This window comes from Enterobacter sp. H2G27 (assembly GCF_054403075.1).
This window is the reverse complement of the sequence record NZ_JBSVSI010000001.1, coordinates 3167293-3183916: the sequence shown is the minus strand read 5'-3', so window position 1 is coordinate 3183916 and position 16624 is coordinate 3167293. Positions and strand designations below refer to the sequence as shown.

The window sequence follows — 16624 nt, the reverse complement described above, 5'->3', positions numbered from 1 at the left end:
ATGGTTGCTGAATTGACCGCACTGCGCGATCAAATTGATGAAGTGGATAAGGCGCTGCTGGATCTGCTGGCGCGACGCATGTCGCTGGTTGCCGAAGTCGGTGAGGTGAAAAGCAAATACGGCCTGCCGATTTACGTCCCGGAGCGCGAAGCCTCTATGCTCGCCTCCCGCCGTAAAGAGGCGCAGGCGCTGGGCGTTTCGCCGGATTTGATTGAAGATGTTCTGCGTCGCGTGATGCGGGAGTCCTATTCCAGTGAAAACGACAAGGGCTTCAAAACCCTCTGTCCGACCCTGCGTCCGGTCGTGATTGTCGGCGGTGCTGGGCAGATGGGGCGCCTGTTTGAAAAGATGCTTACGCTTTCTGGCTATCAGGTGCGCATTCTGGAAAAAGAGGACTGGGCGCATGCTCCGGAACTCATGAAAGATGCCGGGATGGTTATCGTCAGCGTGCCGATCCACGTGACGGAGCAAATCATCGGGAAGCTGCCTCCTTTACCGAAAGATTGCATCCTGGTGGATCTGGCCTCCGTCAAAAATGGTCCGCTGCAGGCAATGCTGGCTGCTCATACGGGTCCGGTGCTGGGTCTGCACCCGATGTTTGGCCCGGACAGCGGCAGCCTTGCTAAGCAGGTGGTGGTTTACTGCGACGGTCGTCAGCCGGAAGCCTATCAGTGGTTCTTGGAACAGATTCAGGTATGGGGGGCACGACTGCACCGCATCAGCGCGGTTGAGCACGACCAGAACATGGCGTTCATTCAGGCGCTGCGCCACTTTGCCACGTTTGCCTACGGTCTGCATCTGGCGGAAGAGAACGTACAGCTTGAACAGCTTCTGGCGCTCTCTTCACCTATCTATCGTCTTGAGCTGGCGATGGTCGGGCGTCTCTTTGCGCAGGATCCACAGCTGTACGCGGACATTATTATGTCCTCTGAAAACAACCTGGCGCTGATCAAGCGCTACTATCAGCGCTTTGGTGAAGCCATTACGCTGCTGGAGCACGGAGATAAGCAGGCGTTTATCGATAGCTTCCGCAAGGTCGAACACTGGTTTGGCGATTACGCGCAGCGTTTCCAGAATGAGAGTCGGACTTTATTGCGCCAGGCAAATGACAGTCGCCAGTAATGCGATGATGTATATACTGAAAGCCAGCAATGCTGGCTTTTTTCATTTTGGGGAACTGTCATGGCCGAACCGCAGCTGCTGTTGAATTACACCGGGCATTTGCCTGAATGCCCGACTTGGAGCGCCGAAGAGCAGGCGCTCTACTGGGCCGATATTCTGGAAGGAGAGATCCACCGCTACCATCTGCCGACGGCGGAACATACCGTACTCTCTTTCCACGAGGAGGTGGGCTGTTTCGCGTTGCGCGAGCAGGGTGGTTTTATCGTTGCGATGAGAACGGGTATCTGGCTGACCGATAAACACGGCCTGCTGCGCCGCAAGGTGTGTGATAACCCCTCTAACCCGCAGCTGGCGCGTTTTAACGATGGAGGTACCGATCACCAGGGCCGGTTCTATGCGGGTACGTTCTGGGGACCGGGAGATTACAACGGCGCCCTGCTGATGCGCATCGACAACGACCTGACGCCGAAGGTGATCCAGTGCGATATTCACGGTCACAATGGCTTAGCGTTTAGCCCTGATAAGCAGTGGATGTTTACCTCAGACACGCCCAACGGTGTTATTTACCGTACCCCGCTTGATGAGCAGGGCGAGCCGGGTAAGCGAGAGGTGTTTCGTCAGTTTAAAGAGGGCGAGGGGATACCTGACGGCGCGGCGATGGATGTGGAAGGCTGCTACTGGAGCGCGCTGTTTGACGGCTGGCGCATCGCGCGTTTTTCACCGCAAGGGGAGCAGCTGGAAGAGTATCGCATGCCGGTACGTTGCCCGACGATGGTCTGCTTTGGCGGCGATGACATGAAAACGCTGTTTATTACTACCACACGGGAAAATATGGATGCGGAGGAGGTGGCGAGATATCCTCTCTCCGGAGCTATCTTCACCCTGCCGGTGAGCGTGGCAGGGATGAAGAAAAGCCGCTTTATCGAACGTTAGATTGGATCGACCGGCACGACGTTTTCGCTCGGGTAGCAGCCCAGCACCTTCATGGAACGCGTGATCTCGCCCAGCTCGCGGAGAGCTTTCTGCATGGAAGCGGACTCCAGGTTGGCCTGGATGTCGAGGTAAAACATCTCTTCCCACGGGTTACCGTGGATTGGGCGTGATTCCAGCCTGGTCATGATCAGGTTGTGATTACGCAGCACCAGCAGGGCTTCAACCAGCGCACCGGCCTGTTGGCCGGTTGCCATCAGCAGCGTGGTTTTGGCCGGTACCTGGTCAGACACATTGATTGCCTTGCGGGCCAGCACCACGAAGCGGGTAATGTTTTGCGTCTGGTTTGCCAGGTTGCGTTCCAGCACCTGCAGGCCATACAGCGCGCCGCCCGCTTCGCTGCCGAGCGCCGCGACGGTGGGGGAATTAGCCTGCGCCACTTTTTCCATCGCCGCCGAGGTGCTTTCGGTGTACTCAATTTTCCAGTTCGGATAGCGGTTCAGGAACTGGCTGCACTGCTGGAACGGCTGCGGATGACTGTAAACCGTTTCGATCGTGTTCAGGTCCGTTGAGCCGGAGACCAGTACGCAGTGATCGATAGGGATCGTCAGCTCGCCGACCAGCGACAGGCTGGTGTGCTGCAGCAAATCGTAGACGTCGTTGATGGCGCCGGAGCTGGTGTTTTCAATCGGCACCACGGCGTAATCCGCCTGGCCGGTCTCGACCTGGTTAAAAATGTCGGCAAACTTCGCGCAGCCGCTCTCAATAAATTCTTCGAAATGGCGTGCAGCGTACTGACGTGCGGCCAGGTGAGAATAAGAGCCCTTCGGTCCCAGGAAGGCGATACGCGCAGAGTGTGGATTGGTTTTATTGAGGTGCTGCTGGAGTAACGCTTGCTGGGTCAGAACGGAGTCTTCAATGATGAGCTGGAACAACCGGGTTATGTAGTGGGCATCGAGGTGATGCGCTTTGCCGAGCTGAATGAGACGTTCCAGAAGATCCCGCTCGCGGTCGATATCACGGACCGGACGATGGGAGTCCAGCTTGGCTTTGCCTACTTCAACGGCAAGGGCGCGGCGTTCGGCCAGCAGCGCCAGCAGTTTCTCATCCAGCGCGCTGATTTTTACTCGCAGATCCAGTAACGGGTTTTCCGGTGTCATAGTGTTGCCTGTCTCATCTTATCGTTATCAATAAAAAAGGCCCCCCGGTGTGGGAGGCCTTGTTGTTCGTCTTCGCATTCTTTATCACACGACGAAACGCCTCCCGTTCAGGGGAAGGTAAAAAAGAATGCGAAGAAGAACGGCGTAAGTTTCATAAAGTCATCCTGCGATTGATACCGTTAAAGTACCTGTACTGTTTTCACCCTGTCAATAAAAAACAAAAAACGCGCCCGAAGGCGCGTTGGCGGTACACTCAATTTAAAGGATTACTCTTCTTCAACTTCTTCCGCGAAGCTGGCGTCTTTCACCGACGTTGCGGCGCGACGGGCTTCACCTTTGTGTTGCACTTTATTGAGCTGCCGTTCCAGCTTGTTGATCAAATCGTTAATAGCTGTGTACATATCCTCGTGTTTTGCGCTGGCGACCAGATGGCCGTTTGGAGTATTGATAGTTGCGTCAGCGATGAAACCCTGCGGCTCCTTGGACAGGATGATATGTGGATTAATCAAATGAGTTTGCCATTTATCCAGTTTGGCGAGACGGTCTGCGACGTGCTGGCGAATTGCCGGAGTAATTTCCATTTGTTTACTGGTAATGTTCATTGTCATAAATTTTACCTCTTGTCTTTCCGTCTTGGTGATTCCAGCATACCCGACCCAATGTCAAAATGTGTGATTTATATCACGTTATTTTGTCGGTTTTTGTCAGGGAATCTTTTTTGTGAGGCAGGGCAGGAAGAGGTGAGATTTACCTTGTAGAAGGCATAAATTGGGGCCATAGTTGACAGGATGTGTTGAGGCTAAGGCGCTTCAGCAATGCTCAGAAACGAATAAAAAAACGGCAGCCTGCGGGCTGCCGTTTTGCATTGAGGCAAAATCAGGTGTTGCTGCTGTTCGCGGCGATGATTTTCGCCACTTTTTCAGCCTGAGCGGTCATCTGCATCTGACGGTAAGCATTTTCCATCAGCTTCAGGCCGTCGCGCGTTGCCTGAGTATCCGGGTAATCGCGCAGCATACCTTCTACGCGGTTAACCACGGCAACCCATGCGCCACGGCGGGTATAATATTCCGCCACGGAGTATTCATATTTCGCCAGACGATCTTTCAGGAACACCAGACGTTTGGTGGCGTCAGTCACGTACTGGCTGTTTGGATAGCCGCGCACCAGCTTGGAGAAGTCATTGAAGGCATCACGCGCATGCTGCGGGTCACGGTCGGAACGATCCACGCCGAAGAAGCCCTGCAGCGCACTGTCGTCCAGCGCCATGTTGGTGAGGCCGCGCATGTACATCACGTAGTCGATGTTAGGATGAGTCGGGTTCAGACGCATGAAACGATCGATGGTTGCCTGAGCCAGCGGCAGATCGGCATTTTTATAGTATGCGTAGATGAGATCTAACTGTACCTGCTGCGAATACGGACCAAATGGATAGCGATTATCCAACGCTTCCAGTTGCGTTATCGCCTGTTTCCAGTTACCGTCCTGCAACTTTTGTTGTGCAGTCGCATAGATTTCATTCGGCGGATTGTCAGGGACCTGTTCATTTGAACCGGAGCAGCCCACCAAAGCCAGGCTCAACGTGGCCGCTGCCACCAGATATTTCATGCGCGTCATGACGTTTTGACTTTCCTCAAATGTTTGTCCGGGAGAAACTCTGTTCCTGCTCCCGATTAAGACCAGCTACAATAGCACACTATATTAAACGGCAAAGCCGTAAAACCCAACGTTAAACGAAGAAGCAGTTTATGGCACAACGAGTAGAACTCACCGCAACAGTCTCCGAAAATCAGCTCGGTCAACGCTTAGATCAGGCATTGGCCGAATTGTTCCCTGATTATTCGCGTTCACGCATAAAAGAATGGATCCTTGACCAGCGCGTGATGGTAAACGGCAAAATCTGGGACAAACCAAAAGAGAAAGTGTTAGGTGGGGAAGCTGTCGCCATCAATGCTGAAATCGAAGAGGAAATCCGCTTCGAGCCGCAGGATATCCCACTGGACATCGTCTATGAAGATGATGACATTCTGGTGATCAACAAGCCGCGCGACCTGGTTGTTCATCCGGGCGCGGGGAACCCTGACGGTACGGTACTTAACGCACTTCTCCATTACTATCCGCCGATCGCGGATGTTCCGCGCGCGGGCATCGTGCACCGTCTGGATAAAGACACTACCGGTCTGATGGTGGTGGCGAAGACCGTTCCTGCGCAGACCCGTCTGGTAGAATCGCTGCAGCTGCGCGAAATCACCCGTGAGTATGAGGCGGTAGCCATTGGGCATATGACCTCTGGCGGGACGGTAGAAGAGCCTATCAGCCGTCACCCGACCAAGCGAACCCATATGTCGGTGCATCCGATGGGTAAACCGGCGGTGACGCACTATCGCATTATGGAGCATTTCCGCATTCATACGCGTCTGCGTCTGCGTCTGGAGACCGGGCGTACTCACCAGATTCGTGTGCATATGGCCCACATCACCCATCCGCTGGTGGGGGATCAGGTCTACGGTGGTCGTCCACGTCCGCCTAAGGGCGCGTCGGATGAGTTCATCAGCGTATTGCGTAAATTCGACCGTCAGGCGCTACACGCGACCATGCTGCGCCTTTACCATCCGATCACCGGCATTCAGATGGAGTGGCATGCGCCTATCCCGCAGGATATGGTGGACCTTATTGACGCGATGCGTGTTGATTTCGAAGAACATAAGGATCAAGTGGACTGGTTATGACCAAACTGATTGTCCCGGAGTGGCCATTGCCTGCCGGCGTGGCTGCCTGCAGTTCAACCCGCACTGGCGGTGTTAGCCAGGGCGCGTGGGAGTCGTTGAACCTCGGCGCACACTGTGGCGATAACCTGGAACACGTGGAAGAGAACCGCAGGCGTCTGTTTGCTGCGGGGAACCTGCCTTCAAAACCGGTCTGGCTGGAACAGGTTCATGGCAAGGCGGTGCTGAAGTTGTCGGGAGAACCCTATGCTTCTAAACGTGCTGATGCCTCTTACAGCAATACTCCGGGAACCGTTTGTGCCGTAATGACCGCCGATTGTCTGCCGGTGCTTTTCTGTAACCGTTCAGGCACCGAGGTGGCTGCAGCACACGCGGGCTGGCGTGGACTGTGTGAAGGCGTGCTGGAAGAAACCGTCGCCTGCTTTAAGGATGAGCCCGCCAATATTATGGCCTGGCTTGGCCCGGCCATTGGTCCTCGCGCTTTTGAAGTGGGGCCGGAGGTTCGCGAAGCCTTTATGGTTAAAGATCCGCAAGCGGTGGACGCCTTCCTGCCTTCCGGAGATAAATATCTGGCCGATATTTACCAGCTTGCTCGTCAGCGGCTGAACAGCGTCGGCATAACGCAGATCTTCGGCGGCGATCGCTGTACATTCACCGAAAAGGATGATTTTTTCTCTTATCGCCGCGACAAGACGACGGGCCGTATGGCAAGTTTCATTTGGCTGATATAACCTAAAGAATCAAGACGATCCGGCACGTGCCGTTTTCTTTTCACATAATTCAGGTCATTAACCTTGAATAATTGAGGGATGACCTCATTTAATCTCCAGTAGCAAATTTGACCTGTTATGGGAGGAGTTATGCGTCTGGATCGTCTTACTAATAAATTCCAGCTTGCTCTCGCCGATGCCCAGTCCCTCGCACTGGGGCACGACAACCAATTTATCGAACCTCTTCATTTAATGAGCGCCTTGCTGAATCAGGAAGGGGGATCGGTACGTCCTTTATTAACGTCCGCTGGCATTAATGCTGGCCAGTTACGCACCGCTATCGATCAGGCGCTGAGCCGTTTACCGCAGGTCGAAGGGACCGGCGGCGACGTTCAGCCGTCGCAGGATCTGGTGCGCGTCCTGAACCTTTGCGACAAGCTGGCGCAAAAACGTGGGGACAACTTTATTTCGTCAGAGCTGTTTGTTCTGGCGGCGCTTGAATCACGCGGTACCTTGACCGACCTGCTGAAATCTGCCGGTGCGACCACCGCCAACGTGACTCAGGCGATTGAGAACATGCGCGGAGGTGAAAGCGTGAACGATCAGGGAGCCGAAGACCAACGTCAGGCTTTGAAGAAATTTACGGTCGATCTGACCGAGCGTGCTGAACAGGGCAAACTTGATCCGGTGATCGGCCGTGATGAAGAAATTCGTCGTACCATTCAGGTACTGCAACGTCGTACCAAGAACAACCCGGTGCTGATAGGTGAACCGGGTGTCGGTAAAACTGCGATTGTTGAAGGGCTGGCGCAGCGTATTGTCAACGGTGAAGTGCCGGAAGGCCTGAAAGGCCGTCGCGTACTGGCGCTGGATATGGGCGCGCTGGTGGCCGGTGCGAAATACCGCGGCGAGTTCGAAGAGCGCCTTAAAGGCGTGCTTAACGACCTGGCGAAGCAGGAAGGCAACGTCATTCTGTTTATCGATGAACTGCACACCATGGTCGGCGCGGGTAAAGCGGATGGCGCGATGGATGCCGGGAACATGCTGAAACCTGCGCTGGCGCGCGGTGAACTTCACTGCGTCGGTGCCACTACGCTGGATGAGTACCGTCAGTATATTGAGAAAGATGCTGCGCTGGAACGTCGTTTCCAGAAAGTGTTTGTTGCCGAGCCAAGCGTTGAAGATACCATCGCGATCCTGCGTGGTCTGAAAGAGCGCTATGAACTGCACCACCATGTACAGATCACTGACCCGGCCATCGTTGCGGCGGCGACGCTTTCGCATCGTTATATTGCTGACCGTCAGCTGCCGGATAAAGCGATCGACCTGATTGATGAAGCGGCGTCGAGCATTCGTATGCAGATTGACTCGAAGCCGGAAGAGCTGGACCGACTCGACCGACGCATCATTCAGCTCAAGCTGGAACAGCAGGCGCTGAAGAAAGAGTCTGATGAAGCCAGTAAGAAACGCCTCGATATGCTCAATGAAGAGCTGGACGATAAAGAGCGCCAGTATTCTGAGCTGGAGGAAGAGTGGAAAGCCGAGAAAGCCTCCCTTTCCGGTACGCAGACCATTAAAGCTGAACTCGAACAGGCAAAAATTGCCATTGAGCAGGCGCGACGCGTGGGCGACCTGGCGCGAATGTCAGAACTGCAGTACGGCAAAATTCCTGAGCTGGAAAAACAGCTTGAGATAGCGACGCAGTCAGAAGGTAAAACGATGCGTCTGTTGCGTAATAAAGTGACGGATGCCGAGATCGCGGAAGTCCTGGCGCGCTGGACCGGTATTCCCGTGGCGCGCATGCTGGAAGGCGAGCGTGAAAAACTGCTGCGCATGGAGAACGATCTCCACAATCGTGTGATTGGTCAAAACGAAGCGGTTGAAGCGGTATCGAATGCTATTCGTCGTAGCCGTGCAGGGCTGTCCGATCCAAACCGTCCGATTGGTTCGTTCCTGTTCCTGGGGCCGACCGGTGTCGGTAAAACCGAGCTGTGCAAAGCGCTGGCTAACTTTATGTTCGACAGCGACGATGCGATGGTGCGTATCGACATGTCCGAGTTTATGGAGAAACACTCCGTCTCGCGTCTGGTCGGGGCGCCTCCGGGATATGTGGGTTATGAAGAAGGTGGGTACCTGACGGAAGCGGTGCGCCGTCGTCCTTACTCCGTCATCCTGCTGGATGAGGTGGAAAAAGCGCATCCGGATGTGTTCAACATCCTGCTTCAGGTGCTGGATGATGGTCGTCTGACCGACGGGCAGGGGAGAACGGTCGACTTCCGTAATACGGTTGTCATTATGACCTCGAACCTGGGTTCCGATTTGATTCAGGAACGTTTCGGTGAACTGGACTACAGCCACATGAAGGATCTGGTGCTGGGTGTGGTAAGCCATAACTTCCGTCCGGAGTTCATCAACCGTATTGATGAAGTGGTGGTATTCCATCCTCTGGGTGAGAAACACATTGCGTCGATTGCGCAGATCCAGCTGCAGCGTCTGTACAAACGTCTGGAAGAGCGTGGATATGAAATTCACATCTCCGACGATGCGCTGAAGCTGCTGAGTAAGAACGGTTACGATCCGGTGTACGGTGCGCGTCCATTGAAACGCGCTATCCAGCAGCAGATCGAAAACCCGCTGGCGCAGCAGATCCTCTCCGGGGAGCTGGTTCCTGGCAAAGTTATCCGTCTGGAAGCCAACGACGATCGCATTGTGGCAGTGCAGTAAGTCACAAAACGCAAAAACGAGCCGCTTGCGGCTCGTTTTTGTTTAAAAACCAGGCGAAAATTGAGGTCTGGAGTCGGTTTTGCCTGGAAAGTGAGCAGTCAGTAAATAAATTTCACTTTATCCTTGCAGGTTCAGAATTACTCCCTATAATGCGCCTCCACTGACACGGAACAACGGCGCACACGCCGCCGGGTCAGCAGAGAATAGCGAAAATAAACGCTTGACTCTGAAGCGGGAAAGCGTAATATGCACACCCCGCGCCGCAGCGAAAACGAAGCGGCACTGCTCTTTAACAATTTATCAGACAATCTGTGTGGGCACTCAAAGTGACATGGATTCTTAATGTCTTCGGACAATAAATGAATACCAAGTCTCTGAGTGAACATACGTAATTCATTACGAAGTTTAATTCACGAGCATCAAACTTAAATTGAAGAGTTTGATCATGGCTCAGATTGAACGCTGGCGGCAGGCCTAACACATGCAAGTCGAGCGGCAGCGGAAAGTAGCTTGCTACTTTGCCGGCGAGCGGCGGACGGGTGAGTAATGTCTGGGAAACTGCCTGATGGAGGGGGATAACTACTGGAAACGGTAGCTAATACCGCATAACGTCGCAAGACCAAAGAGGGGGACCTTCGGGCCTCTTGCCATCAGATGTGCCCAGATGGGATTAGCTAGTAGGTGGGGTAATGGCTCACCTAGGCGACGATCCCTAGCTGGTCTGAGAGGATGACCAGCCACACTGGAACTGAGACACGGTCCAGACTCCTACGGGAGGCAGCAGTGGGGAATATTGCACAATGGGCGCAAGCCTGATGCAGCCATGCCGCGTGTATGAAGAAGGCCTTCGGGTTGTAAAGTACTTTCAGCGGGGAGGAAGGCGATAAGGTTAATAACCTTGTCGATTGACGTTACCCGCAGAAGAAGCACCGGCTAACTCCGTGCCAGCAGCCGCGGTAATACGGAGGGTGCAAGCGTTAATCGGAATTACTGGGCGTAAAGCGCACGCAGGCGGTCTGTCAAGTCGGATGTGAAATCCCCGGGCTCAACCTGGGAACTGCATTCGAAACTGGCAGGCTAGAGTCTTGTAGAGGGGGGTAGAATTCCAGGTGTAGCGGTGAAATGCGTAGAGATCTGGAGGAATACCGGTGGCGAAGGCGGCCCCCTGGACAAAGACTGACGCTCAGGTGCGAAAGCGTGGGGAGCAAACAGGATTAGATACCCTGGTAGTCCACGCCGTAAACGATGTCGACTTGGAGGTTGTGCCCTTGAGGCGTGGCTTCCGGAGCTAACGCGTTAAGTCGACCGCCTGGGGAGTACGGCCGCAAGGTTAAAACTCAAATGAATTGACGGGGGCCCGCACAAGCGGTGGAGCATGTGGTTTAATTCGATGCAACGCGAAGAACCTTACCTACTCTTGACATCCAGAGAACTTTCCAGAGATGGATTGGTGCCTTCGGGAACTCTGAGACAGGTGCTGCATGGCTGTCGTCAGCTCGTGTTGTGAAATGTTGGGTTAAGTCCCGCAACGAGCGCAACCCTTATCCTTTGTTGCCAGCGGTTAGGCCGGGAACTCAAAGGAGACTGCCAGTGATAAACTGGAGGAAGGTGGGGATGACGTCAAGTCATCATGGCCCTTACGAGTAGGGCTACACACGTGCTACAATGGCGCATACAAAGAGAAGCGACCTCGCGAGAGCAAGCGGACCTCATAAAGTGCGTCGTAGTCCGGATTGGAGTCTGCAACTCGACTCCATGAAGTCGGAATCGCTAGTAATCGTAGATCAGAATGCTACGGTGAATACGTTCCCGGGCCTTGTACACACCGCCCGTCACACCATGGGAGTGGGTTGCAAAAGAAGTAGGTAGCTTAACCTTCGGGAGGGCGCTTACCACTTTGTGATTCATGACTGGGGTGAAGTCGTAACAAGGTAACCGTAGGGGAACCTGCGGTTGGATCACCTCCTTACCTTAAAGAACCTGCCTTTGTAGTGCTCACACAGATTGTCTGATGAAAAGTAAATAGCAAGGCGTCTTGCGATTGAGACTTCAGTGTCCCCTTCGTCTAGAGGCCCAGGACACCGCCCTTTCACGGCGGTAACAGGGGTTCGAATCCCCTAGGGGACGCCACTTGCTGGTTCGTGAGTGAAAGTCACCTGCCGTCATATCTCAAAACTGACTTACGAGTCACGTTTGAGATATTTGCTCTTTAAAAATCTGGATCAAGCTGAAAATTGAAACGACACATCTTTAATGGTGTGTTCGAGTCTCTCAAATTTTCGCAATCAGAAGTGAAACATCTTCGGGTTGTGAGGTTAAGCGACTAAGCGTACACGGTGGATGCCCTGGCAGTCAGAGGCGATGAAGGACGTGCTAATCTGCGAAAAGCGCCGGCGAGGTGATATGAACCTTTGACCCGGCGATGTCCGAATGGGGAAACCCAGTGCAATTCGTTGCACTATCGTTAACTGAATACATAGGTTAACGAGGCGAACCGGGGGAACTGAAACATCTAAGTACCCCGAGGAAAAGAAATCAACCGAGATTCCCCCAGTAGCGGCGAGCGAACGGGGAGCAGCCCAGAGTCTGAATCAGCTTGTGTGTTAGTGGAAGCGTCTGGAAAGTCGCACGGTACAGGGTGACAGTCCCGTACACGAAAGCACACAGGTTGTGAACTCGAAGAGTAGGGCGGGACACGTGGTATCCTGTCTGAATATGGGGGGACCATCCTCCAAGGCTAAATACTCCTGACTGACCGATAGTGAACCAGTACCGTGAGGGAAAGGCGAAAAGAACCCCGGCGAGGGGAGTGAAAAAGAACCTGAAACCGTGTACGTACAAGCAGTGGGAGCACCTTCGTGGTGTGACTGCGTACCTTTTGTATAATGGGTCAGCGACTTATATTCTGTAGCAAGGTTAACCGTATAGGGGAGCCGAAGGGAAACCGAGTCTTAACTGGGCGTTAAGTTGCAGGGTATAGACCCGAAACCCGGTGATCTAGCCATGGGCAGGTTGAAGGTTGGGTAACACTAACTGGAGGACCGAACCGACTAATGTTGAAAAATTAGCGGATGACTTGTGGCTGGGGGTGAAAGGCCAATCAAACCGGGAGATAGCTGGTTCTCCCCGAAAGCTATTTAGGTAGCGCCTCGTGAACTCATCTTCGGGGGTAGAGCACTGTTTCGGCTAGGGGGCCATCCCGGCTTACCAACCCGATGCAAACTACGAATACCGAAGAATGTTATCACGGGAGACACACGGCGGGTGCTAACGTCCGTCGTGAAGAGGGAAACAACCCAGACCGCCAGCTAAGGTCCCAAAGTCATGGTTAAGTGGGAAACGATGTGGGAAGGCACAGACAGCCAGGATGTTGGCTTAGAAGCAGCCATCATTTAAAGAAAGCGTAATAGCTCACTGGTCGAGTCGGCCTGCGCGGAAGATGTAACGGGGCTAAACCATGCACCGAAGCTGCGGCAGCGACACTATGTGTTGTTGGGTAGGGGAGCGTTCTGTAAGCCGTTGAAGGTGTGCTGTGAGGCATGCTGGAGGTATCAGAAGTGCGAATGCTGACATAAGTAACGATAAAGCGGGTGAAAAGCCCGCTCGCCGGAAGACCAAGGGTTCCTGTCCAACGTTAATCGGGGCAGGGTGAGTCGACCCCTAAGGCGAGGCCGAAAGGCGTAGTCGATGGGAAACAGGTTAATATTCCTGTACTTGGTGTTACTGCGAAGGGGGGACGGAGAAGGCTATGTTAGCCGGGCGACGGTTGTCCCGGTTTAAGCATGTAGGCGGAGGTTCCAGGTAAATCCGGTACCTTATTAACGCTGAGGTGTGATGACGAGGCACTACGGTGCTGAAGTAACAAATGCCCTGCTTCCAGGAAAAGCCTCTAAGCATCAGGTAACACGAAATCGTACCCCAAACCGACACAGGTGGTCAGGTAGAGAATACCAAGGCGCTTGAGAGAACTCGGGTGAAGGAACTAGGCAAAATGGTGCCGTAACTTCGGGAGAAGGCACGCTGATATGTAGGTGAAGCCCCTGCGGGTGGAGCTGAAATCAGTCGAAGATACCAGCTGGCTGCAACTGTTTATTAAAAACACAGCACTGTGCAAACACGAAAGTGGACGTATACGGTGTGACGCCTGCCCGGTGCCGGAAGGTTAATTGATGGGGTTAGCGGCAACGCGAAGCTCTTGATCGAAGCCCCGGTAAACGGCGGCCGTAACTATAACGGTCCTAAGGTAGCGAAATTCCTTGTCGGGTAAGTTCCGACCTGCACGAATGGCGTAATGATGGCCAGGCTGTCTCCACCCGAGACTCAGTGAAATTGAACTCGCTGTGAAGATGCAGTGTACCCGCGGCAAGACGGAAAGACCCCGTGAACCTTTACTATAGCTTGACACTGAACACTGGTCCTTGATGTGTAGGATAGGTGGGAGGCTTTGAAGCGTGGACGCCAGTCTGCGTGGAGCCGTCCTTGAAATACCACCCTTTAATGGCTGGTGTTCTAACGTAGACCCGTGATCCGGGTTGCGGACAGTGTCTGGTGGGTAGTTTGACTGGGGCGGTCTCCTCCCAAAGAGTAACGGAGGAGCACGAAGGTTAGCTAATCCTGGTCGGACATCAGGAGGTTAGTGCAATGGCATAAGCTAGCTTGACTGCGAGAGTGACGGCTCGAGCAGGTGCGAAAGCAGGTCATAGTGATCCGGTGGTTCTGAATGGAAGGGCCATCGCTCAACGGATAAAAGGTACTCCGGGGATAACAGGCTGATACCGCCCAAGAGTTCATATCGACGGCGGTGTTTGGCACCTCGATGTCGGCTCATCACATCCTGGGGCTGAAGTAGGTCCCAAGGGTATGGCTGTTCGCCATTTAAAGTGGTACGCGAGCTGGGTTTAGAACGTCGTGAGACAGTTCGGTCCCTATCTGCCGTGGGCGCTGGAGAATTGAGGGGGGCTGCTCCTAGTACGAGAGGACCGGAGTGGACGCATCACTGGTGTTCGGGTTGTCATGCCAATGGCACTGCCCGGTAGCTAAATGCGGAAAAGATAAGTGCTGAAAGCATCTAAGCACGAAACTTGCCCCGAGATGAGTTCTCCCTGAGACTTTAAGTCTCCTGAAGGAACGTTAAAGACTATGACGTTGATAGGTCGGGTGTGTAAGCGCAGCGATGCGTTGAGCTAACCGATACTAATGAACCGTGAGGCTTAACCTTACAACGCCGAAGGTGTTTTGGCGAAGAGACGCGATATTTTTAGCTTTGATACAGATTTAACAGAATTTGCCTGGCGGCTTTAGCGCGGTGGTCCCACCTGACCCCATGCCGAACTCAGAAGTGAAACGCCGTAGCGCCGATGGTAGTGTGGGGTCTCCCCATGTGAGAGTAGGGAACTGCCAGGCATCAAAATAGAAGAACCCCGTACCGAAAGGTGCGGGGTTTTTTGCTTTTGTTTTCCCACTCTGGCCTTTCTCTTAATCCCTTATCCTGCTAATGGAATGTGTGATCTCTGTCTCAATGTGATTTATAACAAAATTATAACATTTCATTTACGAGGTTATTGAGTCTCCTGGCTCAATACGCCGCAGTTTATGGCAGGAGCATAATCACAATGACAGAAAGCATGACATCAAACGGGACGCTGGGTCACAGTGATACCCGAAGAAGGGTATGGGCAATCGTCAGCGCCTCTTCAGGGAATCTGGTTGAATGGTTCGACTTTTACGTCTACTCATTCTGTTCACTCTACTTCGCACATATCTTCTTCCCCTCCGGCAACACCACAACGCAGCTGCTTCAAACGGCAGGGGTATTTGCCGCAGGATTCTTGATGCGACCCATCGGGGGCTGGCTGTTTGGCCGCATTGCGGATCGTCGCGGGCGTAAGGCCTCTATGCTGATCTCGGTGTGCATGATGTGCTTTGGCTCGCTGGTGATCGCCTGCTTACCGGGATATGCATCGATTGGTACCTGGGCACCGGCGCTACTTTTGCTGGCCCGCTTATTCCAGGGATTATCGGTGGGCGGTGAATACGGTACCAGTGCAACCTACATGAGTGAAATTGCACTGGAAGGTCGTAAAGGTTTTTACGCGTCATTCCAGTACGTCACGCTGATTGGCGGTCAGCTGCTGGCCATTCTTGTGGTGGTGATCCTGCAGCAAATTCTGACGGACGAACAGCTTCATGCCTGGGGATGGCGGATCCCTTTCGCAATGGGCGCAGTACTGGCGGTCGTTGCACTTTGGCTACGCCGTCAGCTAGATGAAACCTCTCAGAAAGAGGTCCGGATGCTGAAGGAGGCGGGAACATTCAAAGGGTTGTGGCGTAACCGCAAAGCTTTCCTGATGGTGCTGGGCTTCACCGCGGGCGGTTCTCTTAGTTTCTACACGTTCACCACCTATATGCAAAAGTACCTGGTGAACACCACCGGTATGCACGCCAACGTCGCCAGCGTGGTCATGACCGTGGCGCTGTTTGTCTTTATGCTCATACAGCCGATCGTCGGTGCGCTCTCGGATAAAATTGGTCGACGTACGTCGATGCTGATTTTTGGCGGGCTGTCGGCGTTATGTACCGTTCCTATTCTGACTGCGCTTCAGCATGTCTCTTCACCGTATGCCGCCTTTGCGCTGGTGATGGTGGCGATGGTGATTGTCAGTTTCTATACCTCAATCAGCGGGATACTGAAAGCCGAGATGTTCCCGGCGCAGGTTCGTGCGTTAGGAGTAGGGCTTTCTTATGCGGTAGCCAACGCGGTGTTTGGCGGATCGGCGGAGTACGTTGCGTTGTCGCTTAAGTCATGGGGAAGCGAAACGACATTCTTCTGGTACGTAACGGGTATGGGGGCTCTGGCTTTTATTGTTTCCCTGATGCTGCATCGCAAAGGGAAAGGTATCCGACTTTAATAGCGCGCCATTTGCCACACGGCGTAGCCGGTCGTTGCGCCGGCAACATCCCAGGCGAAATCTTTCCAGCTCCAGCCGCTCCCTGCGGGGCGGCTATCCCACAGTTCTTTTGATGCCCCAAGACCTACTGAGAACATCAGCCCGATCGCCGCGCTACGGTCCCGGCTGTATCCCTGATGCTGGGCATATTCATTACCGGCTGCGGACAACATCGCGGAAGCGAGGAAATGCTGTGCTTTATCCTGTCCGGACCAGCTATCGTTGGCCATATGGCTACAGCCACTCAGGAAAAGGACGCTCAGTAACAGAGGAATACGCATCAACGGGCTCCATAAAAAAGCCCTGCG

Annotated in this window: 11 protein-coding genes, 1 tRNA gene, 3 rRNA genes and 1 other annotated feature; of the genes, 10 read left to right on the top strand and 5 right to left on the bottom strand. The window is 53.7% G+C overall.

Annotated features, from left to right (window positions below; genetic code table 11):
* Complete coding sequence (tyrA, locus tag ACW9E7_RS14965) at positions 1 to 1122, top strand: bifunctional chorismate mutase/prephenate dehydrogenase (protein ID WP_133294954.1); 1122 nt, start codon at positions 1 to 3, stop codon at positions 1120 to 1122.
* A gap of 60 nt (positions 1123 to 1182) precedes the next feature.
* Positions 1183 to 2055: an SMP-30/gluconolactonase/LRE family protein gene (locus tag ACW9E7_RS14960; protein ID WP_133294953.1), complete on the top strand. Its 873-nt coding sequence runs from the start codon at positions 1183 to 1185 to the stop codon at positions 2053 to 2055.
* Here ACW9E7_RS14960 and pheA read toward each other — a convergent pair.
* From pheA to bamD, 4 genes are all read right to left on the bottom strand, one after another.
* On the bottom strand, positions 2052 to 3212 hold the full coding sequence (gene pheA / locus ACW9E7_RS14955) for a bifunctional chorismate mutase/prephenate dehydratase (protein WP_021242003.1): 1161 nt from the start codon (positions 3210 to 3212) through the stop codon (positions 2052 to 2054). The two genes, ACW9E7_RS14960 and pheA, sit on opposite strands and share 4 nt — an antisense overlap.
* A 30-nt stretch (positions 3213 to 3242) precedes the next feature.
* Positions 3243 to 3368: a sequence feature (Phe leader region), on the bottom strand.
* A complete protein-coding gene (gene pheL / locus ACW9E7_RS14950; protein ID WP_100249759.1) occupies positions 3320 to 3367 on the bottom strand; it encodes a pheA operon leader peptide PheL in 48 nt (15 codons plus the stop codon). It overlaps the preceding feature by 48 nt.
* A gap of 110 nt (positions 3369 to 3478) precedes the next feature.
* The gene (gene raiA, locus ACW9E7_RS14945) at positions 3479 to 3820 is read right to left on the bottom strand and encodes a ribosome-associated translation inhibitor RaiA (RefSeq protein ID WP_003863162.1); all 342 of its coding nucleotides are present in this window, start codon (positions 3818 to 3820) and stop codon (positions 3479 to 3481) included.
* A gap of 268 nt (positions 3821 to 4088) precedes the next feature.
* Positions 4089 to 4826 carry an outer membrane protein assembly factor BamD gene (bamD, locus tag ACW9E7_RS14940; protein ID WP_023308867.1) on the bottom strand — a complete coding sequence of 246 codons (738 nt, stop codon included), beginning with the start codon at positions 4824 to 4826 and terminating at the stop codon, positions 4089 to 4091.
* 131 nt (positions 4827 to 4957) lie between these two features.
* Here bamD and rluD point away from each other — a divergent pair, with 131 nt between their 5' ends.
* The 8 genes from rluD to ACW9E7_RS14900 all read left to right on the top strand — a co-directional run bounded on the left by rluD (position 4958) and on the right by ACW9E7_RS14900 (position 16277).
* Positions 4958 to 5938 (top strand): 23S rRNA pseudouridine(1911/1915/1917) synthase RluD, encoded by a 981-nt coding sequence (rluD, locus tag ACW9E7_RS14935; RefSeq protein WP_111964900.1) that lies wholly within the window; start codon positions 4958 to 4960, stop codon positions 5936 to 5938.
* Complete coding sequence (gene yfiH, locus ACW9E7_RS14930) at positions 5935 to 6666, top strand: purine nucleoside phosphorylase YfiH (RefSeq protein ID WP_458727997.1); 732 nt, start codon at positions 5935 to 5937, stop codon at positions 6664 to 6666. Before rluD ends, yfiH begins: the two co-directional genes overlap by 4 nt.
* Positions 6667 to 6795: 129 nt before the next feature.
* Entirely contained in the window at positions 6796 to 9369 is a 2574-nt protein-coding gene (gene clpB / locus ACW9E7_RS14925) for an ATP-dependent chaperone ClpB (protein WP_045909253.1), read from the top strand.
* Between the two features lie 427 nt (positions 9370 to 9796).
* A 16S ribosomal RNA gene (locus ACW9E7_RS14920) occupies positions 9797 to 11338 on the top strand.
* Positions 11339 to 11423: 85 nt separating this feature from the next.
* A tRNA-Glu gene (locus ACW9E7_RS14915) sits at positions 11424 to 11499 on the top strand.
* A 183-nt stretch (positions 11500 to 11682) separates the two neighbouring features.
* Positions 11683 to 14587 (top strand): 23S ribosomal RNA (locus ACW9E7_RS14910).
* A 69-nt stretch (positions 14588 to 14656) separates the two neighbouring features.
* A 5S ribosomal RNA gene (gene rrf, locus ACW9E7_RS14905) occupies positions 14657 to 14772 on the top strand.
* Together the 16S, 23S and 5S rRNA genes with 1 tRNA gene alongside form the textbook arrangement of a ribosomal RNA operon.
* Before the next feature lie 209 nt (positions 14773 to 14981).
* Complete coding sequence (locus tag ACW9E7_RS14900) at positions 14982 to 16277, top strand: MFS transporter (RefSeq protein WP_115876030.1); 1296 nt, start codon at positions 14982 to 14984, stop codon at positions 16275 to 16277.
* Here ACW9E7_RS14900 and ACW9E7_RS14895 read toward each other — a convergent pair.
* Positions 16274 to 16597 (bottom strand): YfiM family lipoprotein, encoded by a 324-nt coding sequence (locus ACW9E7_RS14895; protein WP_032643716.1) that lies wholly within the window; start codon positions 16595 to 16597, stop codon positions 16274 to 16276. The two genes, ACW9E7_RS14900 and ACW9E7_RS14895, sit on opposite strands and share 4 nt — an antisense overlap.
* Between the last annotated feature and the right edge of the window lie 27 nt (positions 16598 to 16624).

Bases quoted from the DNA above. Each gene is read 5' to 3' on its own strand.
- tyrA (WP_133294954.1), top strand. From the start codon at position 1: ATGGTTGCTGAATTGACCGCACTGCGCGATCAAATTGATGAAGTGGAT.
- ACW9E7_RS14960 (WP_133294953.1), top strand. From the start codon at position 1,183: ATGGCCGAACCGCAGCTGCTGTTGAATTACACCGGGCATTTGCCTGAA.
- pheA (WP_021242003.1), bottom strand. From the start codon at position 3,212: ATGACACCGGAAAACCCGTTACTGGATCTGCGAGTAAAAATCAGCGCG.
- raiA (WP_003863162.1), bottom strand. From the start codon at position 3,820: ATGACAATGAACATTACCAGTAAACAAATGGAAATTACTCCGGCAATT.
- bamD (WP_023308867.1), bottom strand. From the start codon at position 4,826: ATGACGCGCATGAAATATCTGGTGGCAGCGGCCACGTTGAGCCTGGCT.
- rluD (WP_111964900.1), top strand. From the start codon at position 4,958: ATGGCACAACGAGTAGAACTCACCGCAACAGTCTCCGAAAATCAGCTC.
- yfiH (WP_458727997.1), top strand. From the start codon at position 5,935: ATGACCAAACTGATTGTCCCGGAGTGGCCATTGCCTGCCGGCGTGGCT.
- clpB (WP_045909253.1), top strand. From the start codon at position 6,796: ATGCGTCTGGATCGTCTTACTAATAAATTCCAGCTTGCTCTCGCCGAT.
- ACW9E7_RS14900 (WP_115876030.1), top strand. From the start codon at position 14,982: ATGACAGAAAGCATGACATCAAACGGGACGCTGGGTCACAGTGATACC.
- ACW9E7_RS14895 (WP_032643716.1), bottom strand. From the start codon at position 16,597: ATGCGTATTCCTCTGTTACTGAGCGTCCTTTTCCTGAGTGGCTGTAGC.